Consider the following 19,301-nt stretch of genomic DNA (forward strand, 5'->3'; position numbering starts at 1 on the left):
GCATTGACCGGCACCGCGCCTGCCACGACGGCATCGCGCAAGGCCGACGCCTGCGACAGGATGTGCTCCGCGAAGAAATGCGCGGTCGCGATCTTGGCATCGCTGAAGGAAGGATCCTCGCCACGCTTCGCATCCGCGGCCAGCATCGCGCGCCCAAGCTGCCAGCCCGAGAACACGATGCCGCAGAGCTTCAGGTAAGGCACGCTGCCGGCGAACACGGCATTCGGATCCGACTTGGCATTGGCCACCACGAACGCCACCACCGCCTCCAGCGCCTCGCGCCCCTTGGCCAGTTGCGCTTGCACCGCGGAGAAAGCCGCGCCGCCATGCTTGCCCAGCGCCGCCTCGGTTTCAGCGATCTGCGCGCAGATGCCGCGCGCCACGGCGCCGCCGTCGCGCACCGTCTTGCGGCCGACCAGGTCGTTGGCCTGGATCGCGGTCGTGCCTTCGTAGATCGGCAGGATGCGGGCGTCGCGATAGTGCTGCGCCGCGCCGGTCTCCTCGATGAAGCCCATGCCGCCGTGCACCTGCACGCCAAGACTGGTGACATCGATCGACAGCTCGGTGCTCCAGCCCTTGACGATGGGCACCATGAACTCGTAGAAGGCCTCGTTCTGCTTGCGCACCGCTTCGTCGGGATGCTGGTGCGCCGTATCGCATGCCGCCGCGGCCACGTAGGCCACCGCGCGCGCGCCTTCGGTCAGCGAGCGCATGGTCATCAGCATGCGCTTGACGTCGGGGTGATGGATGATGGTCACCGCCTCGCGGGCCGAGCCGTCGACCGGCCGGCTTTGCACGCGCTCGCGCGCAAAGGCTACCGCCTGCTGGTAGGCGCGCTCGGAGACCGCGATACCCTGCATGCCGACCGAGAAACGTGCCGAGTTCATCATGATGAACATGTATTCCAGGCCGCGATTCTCCTCGCCCACCAGCGTGCCGATGGCGCCGCCGTGGTCGCCGAACTGCAGCACGGCGGTGGGGCTGGCCTTGATGCCCAGCTTGTGTTCGATCGACACGCAGTGCGCATCGTTGCGCGCGCCCAGCGAGCCGTCTTCGTTCACCAGGAACTTGGGCACGATGAACAGCGAGATGCCCTTGACGCCCTCGGGTGCCGTCGGCGTGCGCGCCAGCACGAGATGGACGATGTTCTTCGCCATGTCGTGTTCGCCGTAGGTGATGAAGATCTTGGTGCCGAACACCTTGTAGGTACCGTCGCCCTGCGGCTCGGCGCGCGTGCGTACCGCCGCCAGGTCCGAGCCGGCCTGCGGCTCGGTCAGGTTCATGGTGCCGGTCCATTCGCCGGAGATCAGCCTGGGCAGGAAGGTGGCTTTCTGCGCATCGCTGCCSGCGGTCAGCAGGGCTTCGATGGCRCCGTCGGTCAGCAGCGGGCACAGCGCGAACGACAGGTTGGCCGAGTTCAGCATCTCGTTGCAGGCGGTGGCGATCAGCTTGGGCAAGCCCTGGCCGCCGAATTCCTGCGGATGCAGCACGCCCTGCCAGCCGCCTTCGCCGAACTGGCGGAAGGCGTCCTTGAAGCCGGGCGTGGTGGTGACCACGCCGTCCTTCCAGCTGCTGGGATCGGTGTCGCCGATGCGGTTGAGCGGCGCCAGCACCTGTTCGTTGAACTTGGCGGCCTCATCGAGCACCGCCTGCGCCGTCTCGGGCGTGGCGTCCTCGAAGCCGGGCAGCTGGCTGACAGCGTCAAGGCCGGCCAGTTCGTTCATCACAAACAGCATGTCCTTGAGCGGGGCACGATAGGTCATTTTTTGGGTCTCCATTTTGGGATTGCGGCACAGGGCATGGTGCATCTGGGCGGATGCCGGCACCGCATGCTCCGGATACCGGATCGTAGCGCCCGCCGCGGCATGCGGGAATAACCAAACCTGCCCATTCATTGACAAAACCTGCCGCTTTGCGCCGCCCTGGCCGCTTGCCTGCCACCCCGGCCCGATTGGCCGGATTTGTCACTAGTTCGGCCATTCCTGTCAGTGCCGGAGGGGGCGGGCACCTCTAGAATGCCTCGCAGCCGGCGTCGCCATGACCGCCGAATGCATCCGGCATAACGACAAACCGCCTGTCAGGAGACAAGACTATGGACCTGTTCGGTCAGATGATGTACGCGCCTTTGCAATTGTCCTCGCTGCTTGAGCAGGCGGCACGGCACTCCGGCACGGTGGAAATCGTATCCCGGCGCGTCGAGGGCGACATTCATCGCTATACGTACCGGGACTGCCATGTCCGCGCCATGCAACTGGCCAATGCGCTGACGGGCCGCGGCATCGTCGCCGGAGACCGCGTGGGCACGCTGGCGTGGAATGGCTATCGCCATATGGAGCTGTACTATGGCGTGACCGGCATTGGCGCGGTTTGTCATACCATCAACCCCCGCCTGTTCCCGGAACAGATCGCCTACATCATCAATCATGCCCGCGACCGCGTGGTCTGCTTCGATGCCTCGTTCCTGGGCCTGGTCCAGCAGATCGCGCCGCAATGTCCCCATGTCGAGTCATGGGTGATGCTGTGCGACAGCGCCAGCCTGCCGCAGGCACCGGCGCTGCCGCTCGAAAGCTACGAGGCGCTGATCGGCGGGCAGCCCGGCCATTTCGACTGGCCCCGCCTGGATGAGCAACTCGCGGCGGTGCTTTGCTATACCTCAGGCACCACCGGCAACCCGAAGGGCGTCCTGTACTCGCACCGTTCGCTTTGCCTGATGGCCTATGCCTCGGCGCTGCCGGACGCGCTTTGCCTGCGTGCGTCGGACTCCGTGGTGCCTGTCGTGCCTATGTTCCACGTCAATGCCTGGGGGCTGCCGTTCTCCGCGGCGCTGGTCGGGGCGAAACTGGTGCTGCCGGGCCCGGCGCTCGACGGCGCATCCCTGTCGGCGTTGTTCGACCAGGAAGGCGTGACGGTGTCGGCTGGCGTGCCCACGGTCTGGCTCGGCCTGGCCGACTATATGCGCCGCACGGGCAAGCGCTGCAACAGCCTTGAGCGTGTCATCGTGGGCGGCGCGGCATGCCCGCCGCAACTGGCCAAGGCACTGGGCGAACTGGGCATCAAGTCGGTACACGCCTGGGGCATGACCGAGCTGTCGCCGATTGGCACCGTGTTTTCGCCTTCGCAGGGTTTCGCGCAGAAGCCGGAGCAGGAGCGCGCGCAGCTCGAGGCCAAGCAAGGCCGGGTCGTGCCGGGTGTCGAGATGAAGATCGTCGACGCCGATGGTGCCGAGTTGCCGTGGGACGGGCGCGCGGCTGGCGACCTGCTGGTGCGCGGCCATTGGGTCGTGGAGCGCTACTTCGGCATGGAGGAATCCTGCCTGGAGAAGGATGGCTGGTTCGCCACCGGCGATGTCGCCACGATCGACGCCGACGGCTATATGCAGATCACGGATCGCAGCAAGGATGTGATCAAGTCCGGCGGCGAGTGGATCTCCTCGATCGAGCTGGAAGGCATCGCCGTTGCGCACCCGGAAGTCGAACTGGCGGCCTGTATCGCCTGTGCCCATCCCAAGTGGGACGAACGGCCCCTGCTGGTTGCGGTAAGGCGCGCCGGCAGCACGCTCGATGCGCAGCAACTGCTGGCCTTCTATGAAGGCAAGGTGGCCAAATGGTGGATCCCGGACGACGTGGTGTTCGTGCCGGAGCTGCCGCTGACCGCGACCGGCAAGCTGCACAAGCTGGTGCTCAGGCAGCGTTTCGGCTCCCATTACAGCGGCGCCGCCGCCTAGCCGGGCGCTCAGGCCATGCCGCGGTAGGCCTTGGGCGTGCTGCCGGTCCAGTGCCGGAAAGCGCGATGGAACGCGGTCGGGTTGTCGAAGCCGACGTCATACGCGATAGCCGCGATGGCGTCGGGCGAGCGCGTGAGCCGCTGAATCGCGATATCGCGCCGGACGTCATCCTTGATCGCCTGGAACGTCGTGCCTTCGTCCGCAAGCCGGCGGCAAAGCGTGCGCACGGAAAAGTGCAGGTCCTGGGCAACCACTTCCAGCGTCGGCATGGCGGGAAGGCAATCGGCGAGGAATTGCCGGACCCGGTGGCAAACCATCTGGTCGGCGAAGGAGACGAAGATCCAGTCTTCCGGCGCGCGCGCCAGGAATCTCTGCAGGTCGGCCTTGCGTTGCCGCATGGGCATGTCGAGGTAAGCCGCTTCGAAGCGCATGCGTGTCTGTGCGCTACCGAACTGAACCGGCCCCGGAAAGAGAAAGAGGTAGTCCGTTGCGTGCGCGGGACGCGCGAAATCGAACTCCGCCGCGATCAGCGGGATCCGCTTCCCAACCAGCCATGAGGCAATGCCGTGCACCAGCTTCATGATGAGTTCGCGGCCGAGTTCGGTCACGCCGGGGCCAGCCGGATCCGCCACCATGGCAACCCAGCCGCCTTCGCCGTCGCGGCCCGACTCCAGCCGGAAATCATCCAGGATCAGGTGGAAGAACTGGCCGAACCGATGCAGCGCGACTTCCAGCCGCGGGGCGTCGAGCAGGCTCAGGCACAGGTATTTCAGCGTGCCGTTGCGCAAGGGGCGGCTGAAGATGCCCGGCATTTCGTCGTCCAGTTCGGTCGCGAGCAGGCGGTAGAGCGTGGAGAACTGCTCCTCGGTCACGCGGGAGCCAGGGCGCCGCAGCAAGCCGTGGGGGATGCCGGAGCACTCCGCCAGCCGTTCGATGGCGGCGGGATCGGCGCCCGACAGGAAGCCGTTGACCAGCGAAATGGGAACCGTGCCAGAAATCTGACTCAAGGGTGCGTCGACGTCCGGACCGCAACGTCATTTCCGGTGTGACCAGGGGGCATATATTCTGTCATAAGCTGGATTGGCCCGTCACATTTTTGGCTTTCCGGCGATCAGGGCGCTGTCGCGTCGAGCCGGTCCGCCAGCGTTCCGTCCCGGCTGCCGACCGCCCGGAGACGCACGCCAGGGGCTTGTGCCTCGATCCGGGATATCAGCCGGTTAAGCACCAGCGCCTGGCCAACGGCTACTTGTTACCGTGGTCGCCCGTTGTTTCGCCTGCCGGTGCCGGTGCCGGGGCGGCGATGACCCTGGCGCCGACATCTTTCAGCAGCCGATTGAAATCGGGCGACGCCATGATGATCTTCCCCGCGGCGGCACGCAGCCGGTCGACAGCCTCGGCCGGCAGGGAAAACGATGTGGGCAGTTCGTTCAGGTAATCCAGTTCCGCCTTGTCCGTCAACTGGGCGAACGACACGTCGATGGCATAGATCGTTGCGTCCGGCGTGCGTAACGCAGTGGCTACCGCGGCATCCTTGTTCGCTGAAAATGCGCGTGACTCCCGGACCCGGCGCATGGACTGCCATCGCGCCTGGCTGTCTTTCAACAACTCCGTCGCCTCGTAGGAATAGTGGTCGATCGGCACGCCCGTGGCTTTCACCAGAATCTGYAGCGTGCCTGGCGGGGATTCCGACTTGTCCCATGCCGTCTTGGGCGTGGACAGTGAATTGACGACAAAGACGACGATCCTGCGCGTATGGTCGAGTGGCGAAGGCTGGCCGATCAAATGCAGCGCTTCCATGACCTCCAGGGAATCCAGCACGCTGCGCATGCCGAGGTTGTCCGACACCCCGCCGTCCACGATATGGATGTAGGGCCGGTTGGCGCTGTCCCCGAATTCGGCCTCCTCTTTCAGGTGACGGGTCGCGCGGGCGGCCGGCCGGGGCGGGTCGCTGGCGTCGAGAAATGGCTTGATCCAGCCGGGGGGGGCGTAGCCGCAGGTGCCGCCGTAGTTGTTGAGGGTAACGGGCGTGAGCACCACCGGTACCGCCGACGATGCGGCGGCGGCACGGGAGAGCTTCACCGCATTCAGATCCGAGCAAAGCACGTCGAATGTGGTCTGCGTAAAGGGCAGGCGGGCGCCCGTGGAGATGTCCGTGGCGGAGGCGACGATGAAAGGGCCGCCTCCGCGATTGAGGTCGCCGAATGTCGCGCCATGGAACAGGATTTCGTCGTACAGGTCTGATGCCAGTTCCGAGCGCCCCCAGCCGCTCGACCATAGGGATGGCCAGTAGGCTGGATTGAGCGTTCGGAACGTAATTTCCCCCTGCACGTCGCGCTTGAGGAAGCGCTGCTCGTAATCGTCGAACAGCTTGTCGCCGTAGAGGCCATAGGCGAGCGCCGTAAAGCTCCCGCCGGATACGCCGGTGATGACGCCGACATGTTCGAGCAGGCGAGACTTGTTGCCTTTCGGTCCGACGACTTCGGTATTGCGCAGGAACTCGAGGACGCCGTACGAAAATGCCGCAGCGCGTGTCCCGCCGCCCGAGAAGGCCAGGATCACCAGGTTTTCGTTGTCTGCCGAGTATTGCGGACGGGTGACGAACCGATAGCCGGCATCCGGGTCGGCGTGAGCGATGGGCGGGTTGACTGGACGGCTTGCGCAGCCGCCGAGCACGATCAGAAACGCAAGTACCACCAATGCAGGCGTCGGCAGTCGGACCATGGATTCTCCGGGCAGTCTCCGGGTATTGTTACGGTGCGTACTCATTGAGGTTGTCCCGGCATTCTGACTAGCCTAGACTAGAATTCACCGAATCGGGGGGGTGGTTGGCTTTTGCCCTCGTATGGCGAACGCGCCGATGCCGGCATCGACCGTGCCGGACGTATCGTGTCGCCCGGACATGGCTTAACGGCAGGGATGAGATGCCCTTGCCTGGCTTTCCGACCCGATACCTTTGCGGTGACCTGCAAGGAGGCAATCGATGTTGCCCACGCCCATTTCCGAGAAGGCGCTGTCCCGCGGCATGCTCGATGTACTGATCCGTGCCGGGCTGATCGCTGTCCTGGTGATTTTCTGCTTCGAGATATTCCGTCCGTTTTTCGACCTGCTCGTCTGGTCGCTGATCCTGGCGATCACCCTCTATCCGCTGCAGGTGAAACTCAGCCCGATGCTGGGCAACAAGGACGGCCGCACCGCCACGCTGATCATCCTGGTCGTGATCGGCATCATCATGGTGCCGACCTACCTATTGGGTGTCGCCATGGCGGAGTCGGTGGAGAATGCCATGACCCTCGTCAAGAGCGGGGAGTTCCAGGTCCCACCGCCGGCCGAGTCGGTAGCCAGTTGGCCGCTGGTGGGGAAGCAGTTGTATGCCTTCTGGATGCAAGCCGCCACTGACCTGACCGGTCTGGTGATGAAGCTCGCGCCTCAGATCAAGGACTTCAGCCTCGTGCTGCTGGGCGCGGCCGCGGGTCTCGGCAGGGGGTTGCTGGTATTCGTCTTTGCACTGATCATCGCCGGCATCATCATGGCTTTTGGGGAGCAGGGCAGCCGTAGCGCCGTGCAGATTGCCTCGCGCATCTTCAACCCGGAAAAAGGCCCGCAGATCACCGCGTTGTGCACCTCCACCATTCGCGCGGTTGCCCAGGGGGTGGTCGGCATTGCCTTCATCCAGATGCTGCTGATCGGCGTCGGCTTCGTGCTCAAGGGCATTCCTGCCGCCGGCCTGCTGGCTCTGGGGGTGCTGCTGCTTGGGATCATGCAGCTGCCGGCCACGCTGATTACCGTCCCGGTGATTGTCTTCGTCATCGCCACCGAGGGTGCCAGCGTCGCTACGATCGTCTTCTCCATCTATGTCTTCGTGGCGGGGCTGGCCGATAACGTCCTCAAGCCCCTGCTGCTGGGCCGGGGTGTCGACGTGCCGATGCCGGTGGTGCTGATCGGCGCCCTGGGCGGGATGGTCAGCGGCGGCGTCATTGGCTTGTTTATCGGCCCGGTGATGCTCGCGGTCGGCTATCAGTTGTTCTGGCAATGGGTCGAGGACCAGCACCACGGTAGCGGGCCAGGAGACCAGAAGCCAGTTTGATACTGCCAGGCTCGCGCCTTGTCGCGTTGGATTCGTGCGAACCGCCTGACATCCAACGGGATAGCCGATGAGTCTCGATCCCCTTAGCTCCTTGCTGGCCGCCGTTGTCGTGCTGCTTATCGGCGCGCTGGTCAATCGCCGGGTTGGGCTGCTGTCGAGATACAACATCCCGGATCCCATCACCGGCGGCCTGCTTTTCGCGGTGCTGTCCGCGCTGGCCCTGGCAACCGCGGATTTCAAGGTCACGATCGACCAGAGCGTCAAGCCGGTGCTGCTGCTGATGTTCTTCGGCGGGATGGGGCTGAGCGCGGACTTGCGCACACTTCGCCGGGGAGGCAAGGCGCTTGTCATCTTCCTGATGATCATGCTGCCCTACATCGTCGCGCAGAACGCCGTCGGCGTCGCGATGGCGAAGGTGCTGGACTTGCACCCGATCTTCGGGCTGGTCGGTGGCTCGATTACCCTCGTGGGCGGCCATGGCACCGGCGCGGCCTATGCCGAGCGCTTCGCGGAAGTCAACAACCTGCAGTCCGTGATGGACTTGTCCATGACGGTGGCGACGCTGGGCCTGATTGTCGGCGGCATCATCGCCGGCCCGGTCGCGCAGTTCCTGATCACGCGATACCACCTGCGATCCCGGGCGGAGGAAACCGCGAGCGACGACATGCAGCCGGCAGCGCCAATCGCCACCGTCGGCGCGATCGGCTCCCTCGCCGGCATCTTTGCCGCGGTAGTGGCCAGCCGGTGGCTGGCAGCGCAGTTCACCGGCGGCTCGATCACCATACCGGCTTTCCTGTGGTGCATGGTCACGGGCGTCGCCATCCGCAACCTCTGCCCATTCATCGGCCTGCGTTTCGATGACCGCGCCACGGACCTGATCTCGAACGTGTGCCTGTCGCTGTTCCTCGTCATGACGATGATGGCGCTCGACCTGATCGAGGTGGCGCTGTCGGCGGGGCCTTTCATTGTCATCATTGCGATGCAGGTGGTATTSCTCGTTATCTACGCCGTTTTGGTCTGCTTTCGCTTCATGGGCCGCGACTACGAGTCAGCCGTCACCTCCGCGGCCTTCATTGGCTTCAATATGGGTTCCACCGCGACCGCCATGGCGAACATGCAGGCGATCACCGCAAAGTACGGGCCGGCCCCGACCAGTTACCTGATCGCCCCGCTCGTCGGCGCATTCTTCGTCGACCTGATGAACGCGGTGGTGCTGACGCTATGGCTTGCGCTGCCGATCGTGGGAGGCTGACCATGCGCACCCTCATCGCCATGCTGCTGGCCGCCGTGCTGGCGGTCCTCCTGAGCGGCTGCGGCGGCGGCCCGGATGCCGACAGCCTGCGGGCCGGGGTCAACGAACGCCTGGTGCAGGCGCTGCCGGCCGGGACGGTGGAACTGGTCAGCCTTGAGCGCCGTGGCTCCCAGGCGGACACCAGGGCGGCGGGCGAGACACGCCGGACAGTCTACTTCGACGCGCAACTGAAGCTCGCGCGCGACTTCGATTTCGGCGGATGGGACGCGCCGGGCGTCGCCGGCCTAGTTTCCGCGCTGGGCGCGGGCCCGAAGGGCATTTCCGGTATTGCCTCGGGCGGCAACAAGGCGGGAGACATCATCCGTGCCCACGGTACCGCGCTCTACAAGCGCGAGGGGGACCGGTGGGTCGCGGTTACCTCCGGCGGCTACCGGCCCGCTGAGGCGCCGGACTATGTCACGAATACCGCGCCAGGCGCCGCCGCCATCCTGGACGCGATGCGAAAGGTGATCGAATCCGTGCCCAAGGATGCTTCGCCTGCTGAGCAAGCGGCCATCGAGCAGGAGCTTGCGGTGGCATATGCCAGCGTACGCGCACGGCTCGCGCGCGCGGCGGACGGATACGCGATCGCGGCCGGTGCCGAGCACGGACAGTATTTGCGCTTTGCCCGCGCGTTGGCGAGCGAGACCAGGGTCAGGGTAGTGCCCCTGATCACGCGGGGAGGAGAGGAAAACCTGCGTCTGCTGCGGGAAGGCAAGGTTTCGGTTGCGCTGGCGCAGGGCGATGCCGCGCTCGATGCCTATGAGGGCAAGGGCGCCTTTGCCACGGACGGGCCGTACGCCTCGCTGCGCGCGCTGGGCAGCTTGTATCCGGAAGCCGTGCATGTCCTGGTGCGGGCCAACGACTCGCTGGCATCGATGTCGGACCTGCGCGGCCACAAGGTCGCCATGGGGGAACCGGGCTCCGCGTCGCGCGTCACCGCGGTACGCGTGCTTGAGGCGCATGGGCTCGGGCTGAAGGACATCGTGCCCCAGGACTTGAGCATCGGCGCCGCGCTGGTTGCGCTGCGCCAGAAGCAGGTCGACGCCGTGATACAGGTCATCGGCGTGCCGGCGGACAGCGTGCGCGATGCGCTTGAGGACGTGCCGCTGCGGCTGTTGCCGCTCTCGGAGCGCGGGATTGCCGCGCTGGCCGGTGCGAAGACCGCGTACTTTCCCTACACGATCTCGCGCGGTGCCTACGCGAACCAGCGGCAAGACGTGCGTAGCGTCGCGACCGCGGCGCTGCTCCTCACGGCAAGCGACCTCTCCGATGCCGAGGTGGCCGCGCTGACCCGCCTGGTTTTCGCAAACGGCAACGATCTCGCCGCGCGCGGCAGCGCGCAAGGTGCGCAGGTCTCGGCGGCGACGGCGCTGCAAGGGCTTGCCGTGCCCCAGCACCTTGCCGCGGCAAAGGCGCTCGATGCGATGAGCGCCGGCGCCGGGAAGAAGTAGGCGTCAAACGCATTTTTCAATCCGCGCAATGCAAAGGAGGCACCATGACAATCCGTGTTGGACGATGGCTCGGCCGGAACGGCGGCGGGCTTGAGATTCTTTCCATCGAGCCGGGTGCCCGCTTCACCGGCCGCTACCAGACCAAGGTGGGCATGCCCGATCCCAATGCGTGGTTCGACGCGCACGGCATGACCGACGGTACGCTGATCGGATTCACGGTGCTTTGGAAGAATGCTTCGGAGGCGCACGCATCGCTGACCACCTTTGCCGGCCGCTACCTGGCCAAGGGCGAGCAGGATGGTCTCGGTGATGCATCGAGAGAACGGATCGAAGCCCAGTGGGTTCTTGCCCGGCTCTGCGATGACGACGATCCCGGCAAGCCGCACGCAATGTGGGAGACCTTTCTCTCCAACTCCGCCGTCTGGTACTGGACGCCCTGAGCGGTCAGCCCAGCAAGAGGCCCGCGTGAGCAAGCAACTGGCGGAAAACCGCCAGCCGCGCCTCTCCGGTCCGGGCCAGCTTGCGGCAAACGTGCAAGTGCGCGGCCATGTCGCTGTGTCCGCGCAGTGCGTCCTTGCACTCGCGCTCCGAGATTTCCAGGTGGACACCGGTCAGGATTGCGCAGCCTTTGCCCACGCTTGCGCTCACGATGGCGGGCGGGTTGCCTTCGATGCCGGTGTACACGGCCAGGATCCGCGCCGCATGGTTCGTTGCGTCGCCGAAATCGAAGCGGCAGCCGCCGTGGTAGTGCGCATAAAGCGTCGTCGGGGCAGCGGTCAGGCTATGGGTCGTCCGGATCTCCGTGGCCGTGGCGCTCCTCGGCGTTGCGTCATAAGCGACGCCCCCCGTGAGCTGGGGCAGCGAGCCAACCGCGACCGCATCCACAAAGTTCAGTTCGCGTGCGCCGCAGATTGCGCCCTCGGTTCCGGCATGGAACGCCAGCTCCCTGCAAGCGTAGTACGCGCCCGCGCAAATGCCCAGGTAGACGCCGCCCTGCTCGACGAAGCGCCGGATGCGCGCGTTGGGGGCGCCGTTCAATGCGGCGCAATAGGGAAGGTCGGCACCGCCCGGCATGACAAACAGCGCGGCGTCATCGAAGAGCGCCGCGTCATGCCTGAGGTCATCGGCCATGACCGCCCGGATCTCGTAAGCGCCGGGAAGCAGTTGCTGTCCGATCATTCTCATCAGGCGTGCGGTCCCGTCGGACGTGCCGGCATCGATATAGGTCAGGATCTGGGGCTTTGCCATGATGGTTCGCCGATGTGCAACGCGGCATCGCGTCGCTGGTGATCTTACGCCCTAGGTTTTGCCGGCACCAGGTTCCGGGAGCCTGGCCGTCCTTGAAGCATCCCGTACGATCCTGCCCGCCGTGACATCACAAAGCGGTCCAGGGGGTGCCGTGTTCGTGCCAAAAGCCTGGTGCCATTTGCAGGATTATCCGTGCAAGACAATATGGTTTGGTGAAGTACTTCATCAGTAGGTGCCATTTCCCATCGGGGCAGTGACGGAGCCAGCCGCCAGCGATTGCCTCCAGGCAGGCAGCACGGGATGGCAAGGCAATTCCCCTGGTGATCCGTCCTGACGCCAGCAGCTTGCTGGTTCCTGTCACATCCTGTCGCGTCTGAAGCCTGCGTGAGATTCATGCGTCACGTCGCGGCTGTCCGGCAACCGTTCCGGACGTTGCGGCAGCAAATCCGACAAGACAGGTCTCTCAAAAATGGCCCTATCAACAAGCATCAATATGGATCTAGTGGTGGTGCCAATTTTCGGTTAATTTTCTACTCCACCGCATTCCGGCCGAGATGCAGCACCCGCTGCCGGTTGACGACGCGAAATGCGGACAACGAAGTCCGTTGGCACAAACCGAAGCAAGAGATGGAGCAAGAGATGAAGAACGCCGAGCTGGTCCGCCGCAAAGATGCCGCCACGCCCCGTGGCGTAGGCGTGATGTGCAATTTCTACGCCGAGCGTGCCGAGAATTCCGAGATCTGGGATGTGGAGGGCAAGCGCTATATCGACTTCGCCGCCGGCATCGCCGTCCTGAACACCGGCCATCGTCATCCACGCCTGGTGGAGGCCATGCAGCGCCAACTGGAGCGCTTCACGCACACCGCCTACCAGATCGTCCCCTACGCCAGCTACATCGAGCTGGCCGAGAAAATCAACCAGCGCGCCCCCGGTGGCTCGGTCAAGAAGACGGCATTTTTCACGACGGGCGCCGAAGCCGTCGAAAACGCGATCAAGATTGCCCGTGCCGCCAGCGGCCGTCCGGGCGTGATCGCCTTTTCGGGGGGCTTCCATGGCCGCACCATGATGGGCATGGCGCTGACCGGCAAGGTGGTGCCGTACAAGGTTGGCTTCGGACCGTTCCCCGGCGAGGTGTTCCACGCGCCGTATCCCTGCGCGTTGCACGGCGTGTCGGTGGAGGATTCGCTCAAGGCGCTGCAGAACCTGTTCAAGGCCGACGTGGATCCCAAGCGCGTGGCTGCCATCATCTTCGAGCCGGTGCAGGGCGAGGGCGGCTTCAACGTGGCGCCGGCCGCGTTCGTGAGGGCGCTGCGCGCGATTTGCGACGAGCACGGCATCCTGCTGATCGCCGATGAAGTGCAGACCGGCTTCGGGCGCACCGGCAAGCTCTTTGCGATGGAGCACTACGATGTGGCGCCGGACCTGACCACGATGGCGAAAAGCCTGGCGGGCGGCATGCCGCTGTCGGCGGTATGCGGTCGCGCGGAGGTGATGGACGCCCCGGCACCCGGCGGGCTTGGCGGCACCTATGCCGGCAACCCGCTGGCGGTGGCTTCCGCGCTGGCCGTGCTGGACGTGCTCGAAAGCGAGAACCTGATCGAGCGCGGCAACGTGCTGGGCAAGCGCCTGGTGGACCGTCTGGAGAGCCTCAGGTCCGGCGTGCCGCAAATCGCCGAAGTGCGCGGCGTCGGCGCCATGGTCGCCGTCGAATTCCGCAAGGCGGATGGCAGTCCGGACGCCGATTTCACGCGCACTGTGCAGAACCGCGCGCTGGAACAGGGCCTGTTGCTGTTGTCTTGCGGCATCTACGGCAACGTGATCCGTTTCCTGTTCCCCCTCACCATCAGCGATGCCGTGATGGACGAAGGCCTCGACATCCTGGCTGACGCATTGACCCGCTGATCCCAAACGCACCCAAGCGCACCGAAGCGCACCCAAACGGATACAACAGGACCAAACGGACTTCATCATGGAACTCAAGGATGCAGGCTTGCTGCGTGCGCAAGCTTTTGTCGGCGGCGCGTGGCGGAACGCCGACAGCGGTGAGACCTTCGCCGTCACCGATCCCGCGACCGGCGCCGTCATCGGCACGGTGCCGTTGATGGGGGCGGCGGAAACACGCCGCGCCATCGAGGCCGCGCGCACCGCGCAGGCCGCCTGGCGTGGCAAGACCGCGCGCGAGCGCAGCCAGGTGCTGCGCAACTGGCATGAGCTGATGCTCGCTAATGCCGACGACCTTGCCCTGCTGATGACTACCGAGCAAGGCAAGCCGCTGGCCGAGGCCCGCGGCGAAGTGACCTACGCCGCGTCGTTCCTCGAATGGTTCGCCGAGGAAGGCAAGCGCGTCAGTGGCGACGTGCTGTCGTCCCCCGCCGGCGACAAGCGGCTGTTGGTAGTGAAGGAGCCGGTGGGCGTCTGCGCGGCGATCACACCCTGGAATTTCCCGCTGGCCATGATCACGCGCAAGGCCGGGCCTGCCCTGGCCGCGGGCTGCGCGATGGTGCTCAAGCCGGCGGAGGACACCCCGCTGTCCGCCCTCGCGCTGGCGGTGCTGGCGGAGCGCGCGGGCGTGCCGGCGGGCGTGCTGAGCGTGCTGACGGGCGACGCCCGGGCGATCGGCGGCGAGCTGACCGCCAATCCGGTCGTGCGCAAGCTCAGCTTTACCGGCTCGACGGAAGTTGGCCGCATCCTGATGCGCCAGTCGGCCGACACCATCAAGAAGCTCTCGCTTGAACTGGGCGGCAATGCGCCCTTCATCGTCTTCGATGATGCCGACCTGGATGCCGCGGTGGAGGGCGCGATTGCCTCGAAGTACCGCAACGCGGGCCAGACCTGCGTTTGCGCAAACCGCCTCTACGTGCACGACAAGGTCTATGACGCCTTTGCGCAGAAGCTGGTCGCCGCCGTGGCGAAGCTCAAGGTTGGCCACGGTGTCGAGCCCGGTGTCTTGCAAGGCCCGCTGATCAATGAGGACGCGGTGGCCAAGGTGGAGTTGCATATCGCGGACGCAATGGCCAAGGGCGCGCGGCTGCTGTCCGGCGGCAAACGGCACAGCCTGGGCGGCACCTTCTTCGAACCGACCGTGCTGGCCGACGTGACGCCGGCCATGCGCGTGGCGAAGGAAGAGACGTTCGGCCCGCTGGCGCCGCTGTTCCGCTTCTCGACCGACGCGGAAGTGATCGGCATGGCCAACGACACCGAGTTCGGTCTCGCCTCCTATTTCTTCAGCCGCGATATCGGCCGCATCTGGCGCGTCGCCGAGGCGCTCGAATACGGCATGGTGGGCATCAACACGGGCCTGATCTCGAACGAAGTCGCGCCGTTTGGCGGTGTCAAGCAATCCGGCCTGGGCCGCGAAGGCTCGAAGTACGGCATCGAGGACTATCTGGAGATCAAATACCTGTGCATGGGAGGGGTCGACCGCTGAACCCGGCGCGTGTCGCACTGCCGGTTCGCCCGGCCCGGTGCCGGGTGTTCTTCTGTCCGGATTCAGGCCGGTAATGACTTAAGCCACAGCCTGGGTAGAGGCGGTCCAAGTGGAGGCCGCCCACCCAAGGCAAGCGCTGTACGCAGCGCAGCGAGTGGATTCTCTACTATCGAGGAGGGTAGTTTCATGCAGGTTCGTTTTCGTTTCATCCGTTCCATCGCCGCCGTGGCGGCGATGGCGGCATCGTCCCTGGTTCTCGCGCAGGGCCCGCGAGACTGGCCCACGCAGCCGGTGCGCATCGTTGTGCCATTCCAGGCCGGCTCCGCGACAGACTTGCTTTCGCGCCAGCTCGGCATTGCACTCGGCAAGGAATACGGCCAACCCTTCGTGGTGGAAAACAAGCCCGGCGCCGCGGCCATGATCGGTAGCGAGGCCGCGGCCCGCGCGCCTGGCGATGGCTACACGCTGCTGATGTCCGGTCCCGCGTCGATGGTGACCAACCGCTTTCTCTACAAGAAGCTCAGCTACGATCCGGATGCCTTCGAGAAGATCACGGTCGTGGCCTACACGCCGAACATCCTGCTGTCGAATCCGTCGCTGCCGTTCAAGACGCTGCCCGAGATGGTGGCCTATGCCAAGGCCAATCCAGGCAAACTGAGCTACGCCTCGTTCGGAGCAGGAACCACCTCGCACCTGGCCGGCGAGATGCTCAAGGCGATGGCCGGCATCGACATCGTTCACGTTCCTTACAAGGGCGCAGCCGAAGCGATCCCGGCGTTGCTGTCGGGTCAGGTGTCGATGTACTTCGACACCATCATGACGGGGTTGCCTTTTGTGAAGGCGGGCAAGCTGCGTGCGCTTGGCATGTCGAACAACAAGCGTTCGTCGATGGCCCCGGATGTGCCGACCATCGCGGAGCAAGGCTATCCCGGCTTCGATATCGCCCCATGGTATGGCCTGGTCGCGCCGAAGGGCACGCCGGGCGAGGTCGTGGCCAAGCTCAATGTCTCGGTCAACAAGCTGCTCAAGGATCCGGCCTTCCGCGACAAACTGGGGGCCACGGGCGCCGAGCCGCGCGGCGGCAGCGCGGCGGACTTCAACACGATGATCAATGCCGAGATTCCACGCACCGAGAAGCTGGTAAAGCAATCGGGCATTGCCTTGCAATAAGCGGCGCGCGCTTCCATCCGCGTTCCGGATTTTCCCCATCCTACTGAGTCGCTCCTAATGTTGCCTTTCGACTGGTCCTTCCCCTATCCCTCCCAGAAGATGCCGCTGCTTGCCGCCAATGCGGTCAGCACCAGCCAGCCGCTCGCCGCGCAAGCCGGCCTGCGCATGCTGTATGAAGGCGGCAACGCCATCGACAGTGCGATCGCCACGGCGATCGCGCTGACGGTGGTGGAGCCGGTTATGAACGGTATCGGCGGCGACATGTTTGCGCTGGTCTGGCACGAAGGCCAGTTGTACGGCCTCAACTCCAGTGGCCGCGCGCCCGCGCTTTGGACGCCCGAATATTTCGCGGGCCGCGAGAAAATGCCTTCGGTCGGCTGGGATACGGTGACGGTGCCGGGTCAGGTCGCAGGCTGGAAGGCACTGTCCGCCCGCTTCGGCAAGCTGCCGTTCGCGCGCCTGTTCGCACCGGCAATCGAATACGCGGAGCAGGGCTTCATGGTATCGCCGCAGATCGCGCGCCAGTGGGCGGCACAGGTACCTGTGCTGGCCGGCCAGCCTGGCTTTGCCAAGGCCTTCCTGCGTGATGGCAAGGCGCCGCAGGCTGGCGAGCGCTGGCGCTTTCCGGAGCAGGCTGCCACGCTGCAGCGCATTGCCGAAAGCGATGGCGAGAGCTTCTACAAGGGCGAACTGGCCGCGCGTATCGTCGCCTTTGCCGAGGAAACCGGTGGCGCCATCCGTGCCGATGACCTGGCGCAGCACGCGCATAGCTGGGTCACGCCGCTGTCGCAGGATTTCCGCGGCTACACGTTGCACGAGATTCCGCCCAACGGGCAGGGTCTGGCTGCGCTGATCGGGCTCGGCATTCTCGACCGCTTCGACATCGAAAGCATGGGGCGCGACAGCGCGGACTTCTATCATGTCGGCGTTGAAGCGATGAAGCTCGCGTTCGCCGACCTGCATCGCCACGTCTCCGACCCGGCGACGATGCAGCACGATCCCAAGGCATTTCTCGATCCGGCCTATCTGGCCGAGCGCGCCGCGCTGATCGACATGGCACGCGCGAGCACGCCCGGCGCCGGCATGCCCAAGACCGGCGGCACGGTGTACCTGACATCGGCCGATGCGGCCGGTTCGATGGTTTCGTTCATCCAGTCCAACTATCGCGGCTTTGGCTCTGGCGTGGTGGTACCCGGCACCGGCATCTCGCTGCATAACCGTGGCGAAGGCTTCAACCTGACGCCGGGGCACGCCAACTGCGTCGGCCCGCGCAAGCAGCCGATGCATACCATCATCCCCGGCTTCATCACGCGCAATGGCGCGCCGGTGATGTCATTCGGCGTGATGGGCGGTTCCATGCAGGCTCAGGGCCATGTGCAGATGATGGCGCGGCTGGCCGCCTTCGGCCAGAACCCCCAGGCTATGAGCGATGCACCGCGCTTCCGCGTCGAGAACGGCCCCGTGGTCAATGTGGAATCGCATATGCCGGCAGACGTGGTCGCCGCGCTGCGCGCGCGTGGGCACAAGGTCGAGGTGGCGCCGCCAGACAGCCTGGAGTTTGGTTCCGCGCAGTTGATCTACAAGGCGGAGCACGGGTATATCGCTGCGTCGGATTCGCGGCGGGACGGGCAGGCGGTGGGATTCTGAGCGTGATGGCAACCTGCGCTCAGGCTAATTAGCGCAGGTTGCCGCGGATTTCCGCCGACGTGACAGTCACCGCGCTACGACAATGAATCGCGACACCAACATCACCGTTGGTGTCGCGATTTTTGTTTCATGACCAGCGTGGAGGCCACTCAGCCGGCGGCTTTAGCGGCAAGATCTAGTTCCTGATCCCCAGGGTCTGAGAAGGCAGTTCACCAAACCGCTGCTTGTAAACGGCTGCGAACAGGCCGAGATTGACGTAGCCCCAGGCGGCGGCGACAGTGCGAACCGTGGCCCCTTTGCCGGCAAGCAGCAGTTCGGCCCGGACACCCTGAAGCCGTTGCTCGCGCAAGGTATCCATCGGGGTGCATCCACGGTATTCACGGAACGCACCGGTGAGCGTTCGGACGCTTACGCCACTCGCGCGGGCGAGTTCGCTCAGCGTCGGCGCAAGATGCGCGTGTTCCCTGATATGACGCTCCGCCGCCAGGACATGCCGCGGCGCCATGCGGTGTAGCGTGGCCTGACTGGGCTGATCCAGCTGGGCGCGCCATTGCGTCAACAGGTGGATGCCGATCATTTCTTCCAGATGCCGGCCCAGCGGGCTGCCGCCGATTGCATCCGGCATCTCCGTGGTGCAGTTGCAAACATAGGCGAGAAGGGAAATCCAGCTCGAATTGGTGCCGCCAAGGCGAAATTTCTTCGTCCACAGGCTCTCGTCGGCAGGCCGGCCGAACCAGCGCTCATGCAAGGCGGCCAGCGCATCGTGTTCGAAGGTCAGGTTGATCTGCAGGTGGTTCTCGTCAAAGTCCACCCAGTAATGGGTTCGCGAGTTGTCGACCACGAAGGCGTCGCCAACGCCAGTGTCGGCGAAGGCATTCGGCTCGGTCCAGTGTCGCGCCGTCCCGCGCAAGGTGGTCAGGACCATTCCGGTACCCGCCGCGGGTGAAAAATCGGAAATGTGGACCGGGATGCCATACTTGAAGCGGCTTAGCGTGAAGTGCCCGATCCGGGTGGCGTCGAGTACCGAATCAGGGCGGCGCGGCCGCCCTGTTGGCGTGACGCTGTACGGCATGTAGATGCGGTCCGACCATTGACGAATATCGTCCCATTCGCTCGATGCCACCAGGCGGTAACGCGAACTGGCCTGGCCATGGGCATCCGTGACCAGAACGTTTCGTATCGCTTCCATCATAGCCATGCCTCAGGGCGGGACATTTGGACGCGCCGGGCGCGGAAGACCGGCGTGCAGGAGCTGC

14 protein-coding genes are annotated in these 19,301 nt (G+C 65.1%); 9 read left to right on the forward strand and 5 right to left on the reverse strand.

Annotated elements, in window-relative coordinates; translation table 11 throughout:
- On the reverse strand, positions 1-1,763 hold a 1,763-nt coding region (locus tag AC1DN0_RS14110), incomplete at its 3' end, for an acyl-CoA dehydrogenase (RefSeq protein ID WP_477145794.1).
- Between the two features lie 329 nt (positions 1,764-2,092).
- On the opposite strand from AC1DN0_RS14110, the gene AC1DN0_RS14115 reads away from it, so the two are divergent.
- Entirely contained in the window at positions 2,093-3,724 is a 1,632-nt protein-coding gene (locus AC1DN0_RS14115) for a 3-(methylthio)propionyl-CoA ligase (protein WP_441629405.1), read from the forward strand.
- An 8-nt stretch (positions 3,725-3,732) separates the two neighbouring features.
- Here the strand turns inward: AC1DN0_RS14115 and AC1DN0_RS14120 are convergent, their stop codons facing one another.
- Together AC1DN0_RS14120 and AC1DN0_RS14125 are read right to left on the reverse strand one after the other, a co-directional pair.
- Positions 3,733-4,731: an AraC family transcriptional regulator gene (locus AC1DN0_RS14120; RefSeq protein WP_441629406.1), complete on the reverse strand. Its 999-nt coding sequence runs from the start codon at positions 4,729-4,731 to the stop codon at positions 3,733-3,735.
- 235 nt (positions 4,732-4,966) lie between these two features.
- Positions 4,967-6,283 (reverse strand): patatin-like phospholipase family protein, encoded by a 1,317-nt coding sequence (locus AC1DN0_RS14125; protein WP_477145795.1) that lies wholly within the window; start codon positions 6,281-6,283, stop codon positions 4,967-4,969.
- A gap of 421 nt (positions 6,284-6,704) precedes the next feature.
- Between AC1DN0_RS14125 and AC1DN0_RS14130 the strand changes: the two genes are divergently transcribed.
- The 4 genes from AC1DN0_RS14130 (at position 6,705) to AC1DN0_RS14145 (ending at position 10,993) form a co-directional block, all read left to right on the forward strand.
- A complete protein-coding gene (locus AC1DN0_RS14130) occupies positions 6,705-7,808 on the forward strand; it encodes an AI-2E family transporter (RefSeq protein ID WP_441629408.1) in 1,104 nt (367 codons plus the stop codon).
- 67 nt (positions 7,809-7,875) lie between these two features.
- Complete coding sequence (gene gltS, locus AC1DN0_RS14135; protein WP_477145796.1) at positions 7,876-9,060, forward strand: sodium/glutamate symporter; 1,185 nt, start codon at positions 7,876-7,878, stop codon at positions 9,058-9,060.
- 2 nt (positions 9,061-9,062) lie between these two features.
- Positions 9,063-10,553 carry a TAXI family TRAP transporter solute-binding subunit gene (locus tag AC1DN0_RS14140; RefSeq protein WP_477103322.1) on the forward strand — a complete coding sequence of 497 codons (1,491 nt, stop codon included), beginning with the start codon at positions 9,063-9,065 and terminating at the stop codon, positions 10,551-10,553.
- 44 nt (positions 10,554-10,597) lie between these two features.
- Positions 10,598-10,993 carry an avidin/streptavidin family protein gene (locus AC1DN0_RS14145; RefSeq protein WP_441629411.1) on the forward strand — a complete coding sequence of 132 codons (396 nt, stop codon included), beginning with the start codon at positions 10,598-10,600 and terminating at the stop codon, positions 10,991-10,993.
- A gap of 4 nt (positions 10,994-10,997) precedes the next feature.
- On the opposite strand, the gene AC1DN0_RS14150 is transcribed toward AC1DN0_RS14145, so the two are convergent.
- Complete coding sequence (locus AC1DN0_RS14150) at positions 10,998-11,801, reverse strand: BPL-N domain-containing protein (protein ID WP_441629412.1); 804 nt, start codon at positions 11,799-11,801, stop codon at positions 10,998-11,000.
- Positions 11,802-12,440: 639 nt separating this feature from the next.
- Between AC1DN0_RS14150 and gabT the strand changes: the two genes are divergently transcribed.
- The 4 genes from gabT (at position 12,441) to AC1DN0_RS14170 (ending at position 18,045) form a co-directional block, all read left to right on the forward strand.
- Positions 12,441-13,703 carry a 4-aminobutyrate--2-oxoglutarate transaminase gene (gene gabT / locus AC1DN0_RS14155; RefSeq protein ID WP_441629413.1) on the forward strand — a complete coding sequence of 421 codons (1,263 nt, stop codon included), beginning with the start codon at positions 12,441-12,443 and terminating at the stop codon, positions 13,701-13,703.
- A 67-nt stretch (positions 13,704-13,770) separates the two neighbouring features.
- Positions 13,771-15,228, forward strand: coding sequence for an NADP-dependent succinate-semialdehyde dehydrogenase (gabD, locus tag AC1DN0_RS14160; protein WP_441629414.1), 1,458 nt, complete (start codon positions 13,771-13,773; stop codon positions 15,226-15,228).
- A gap of 186 nt (positions 15,229-15,414) precedes the next feature.
- Positions 15,415-16,398 (forward strand): Bug family tripartite tricarboxylate transporter substrate binding protein, encoded by a 984-nt coding sequence (locus tag AC1DN0_RS14165; RefSeq protein ID WP_477103324.1) that lies wholly within the window; start codon positions 15,415-15,417, stop codon positions 16,396-16,398.
- A 57-nt stretch (positions 16,399-16,455) separates the two neighbouring features.
- Positions 16,456-18,045, forward strand: a complete 1,590-nt coding sequence (locus AC1DN0_RS14170) for a gamma-glutamyltransferase family protein (protein WP_441629416.1) — start codon at positions 16,456-16,458, stop codon at positions 18,043-18,045.
- Between the two features lie 175 nt (positions 18,046-18,220).
- Here AC1DN0_RS14170 and AC1DN0_RS14175 read toward each other — a convergent pair whose 3' ends face one another.
- Positions 18,221-19,243, reverse strand: coding sequence for an AraC family transcriptional regulator (locus AC1DN0_RS14175; protein ID WP_477111779.1), 1,023 nt, complete (start codon positions 19,241-19,243; stop codon positions 18,221-18,223).
- Between the last annotated feature and the right edge of the window lie 58 nt (positions 19,244-19,301).

The sequence above is a fragment of the Cupriavidus sp. 05N39 genome (assembly GCF_056397325.1).

Excerpts from the sequence above, each read along its gene's own strand:
- gabT (WP_441629413.1), top strand. The coding sequence starts at position 12,441 with ATGAAGAACGCCGAGCTGGTCCGCCGCAAAGATGCCGCCACGCCCCGT.
- AC1DN0_RS14175 (WP_477111779.1), bottom strand. The coding sequence starts at position 19,243 with ATGGCTATGATGGAAGCGATACGAAACGTTCTGGTCACGGATGCCCAT.
- AC1DN0_RS14130 (WP_441629408.1), top strand. The coding sequence starts at position 6,705 with ATGTTGCCCACGCCCATTTCCGAGAAGGCGCTGTCCCGCGGCATGCTC.
- AC1DN0_RS14170 (WP_441629416.1), top strand. The coding sequence starts at position 16,456 with ATGTTGCCTTTCGACTGGTCCTTCCCCTATCCCTCCCAGAAGATGCCG.
- AC1DN0_RS14140 (WP_477103322.1), top strand. The coding sequence starts at position 9,063 with ATGCGCACCCTCATCGCCATGCTGCTGGCCGCCGTGCTGGCGGTCCTC.
- AC1DN0_RS14165 (WP_477103324.1), top strand. The coding sequence starts at position 15,415 with ATGCAGGTTCGTTTTCGTTTCATCCGTTCCATCGCCGCCGTGGCGGCG.
- AC1DN0_RS14145 (WP_441629411.1), top strand. The coding sequence starts at position 10,598 with ATGACAATCCGTGTTGGACGATGGCTCGGCCGGAACGGCGGCGGGCTT.
- AC1DN0_RS14115 (WP_441629405.1), top strand. The coding sequence starts at position 2,093 with ATGGACCTGTTCGGTCAGATGATGTACGCGCCTTTGCAATTGTCCTCG.
- gabD (WP_441629414.1), top strand. The coding sequence starts at position 13,771 with ATGGAACTCAAGGATGCAGGCTTGCTGCGTGCGCAAGCTTTTGTCGGC.
- AC1DN0_RS14150 (WP_441629412.1), bottom strand. The coding sequence starts at position 11,801 with ATGGCAAAGCCCCAGATCCTGACCTATATCGATGCCGGCACGTCCGAC.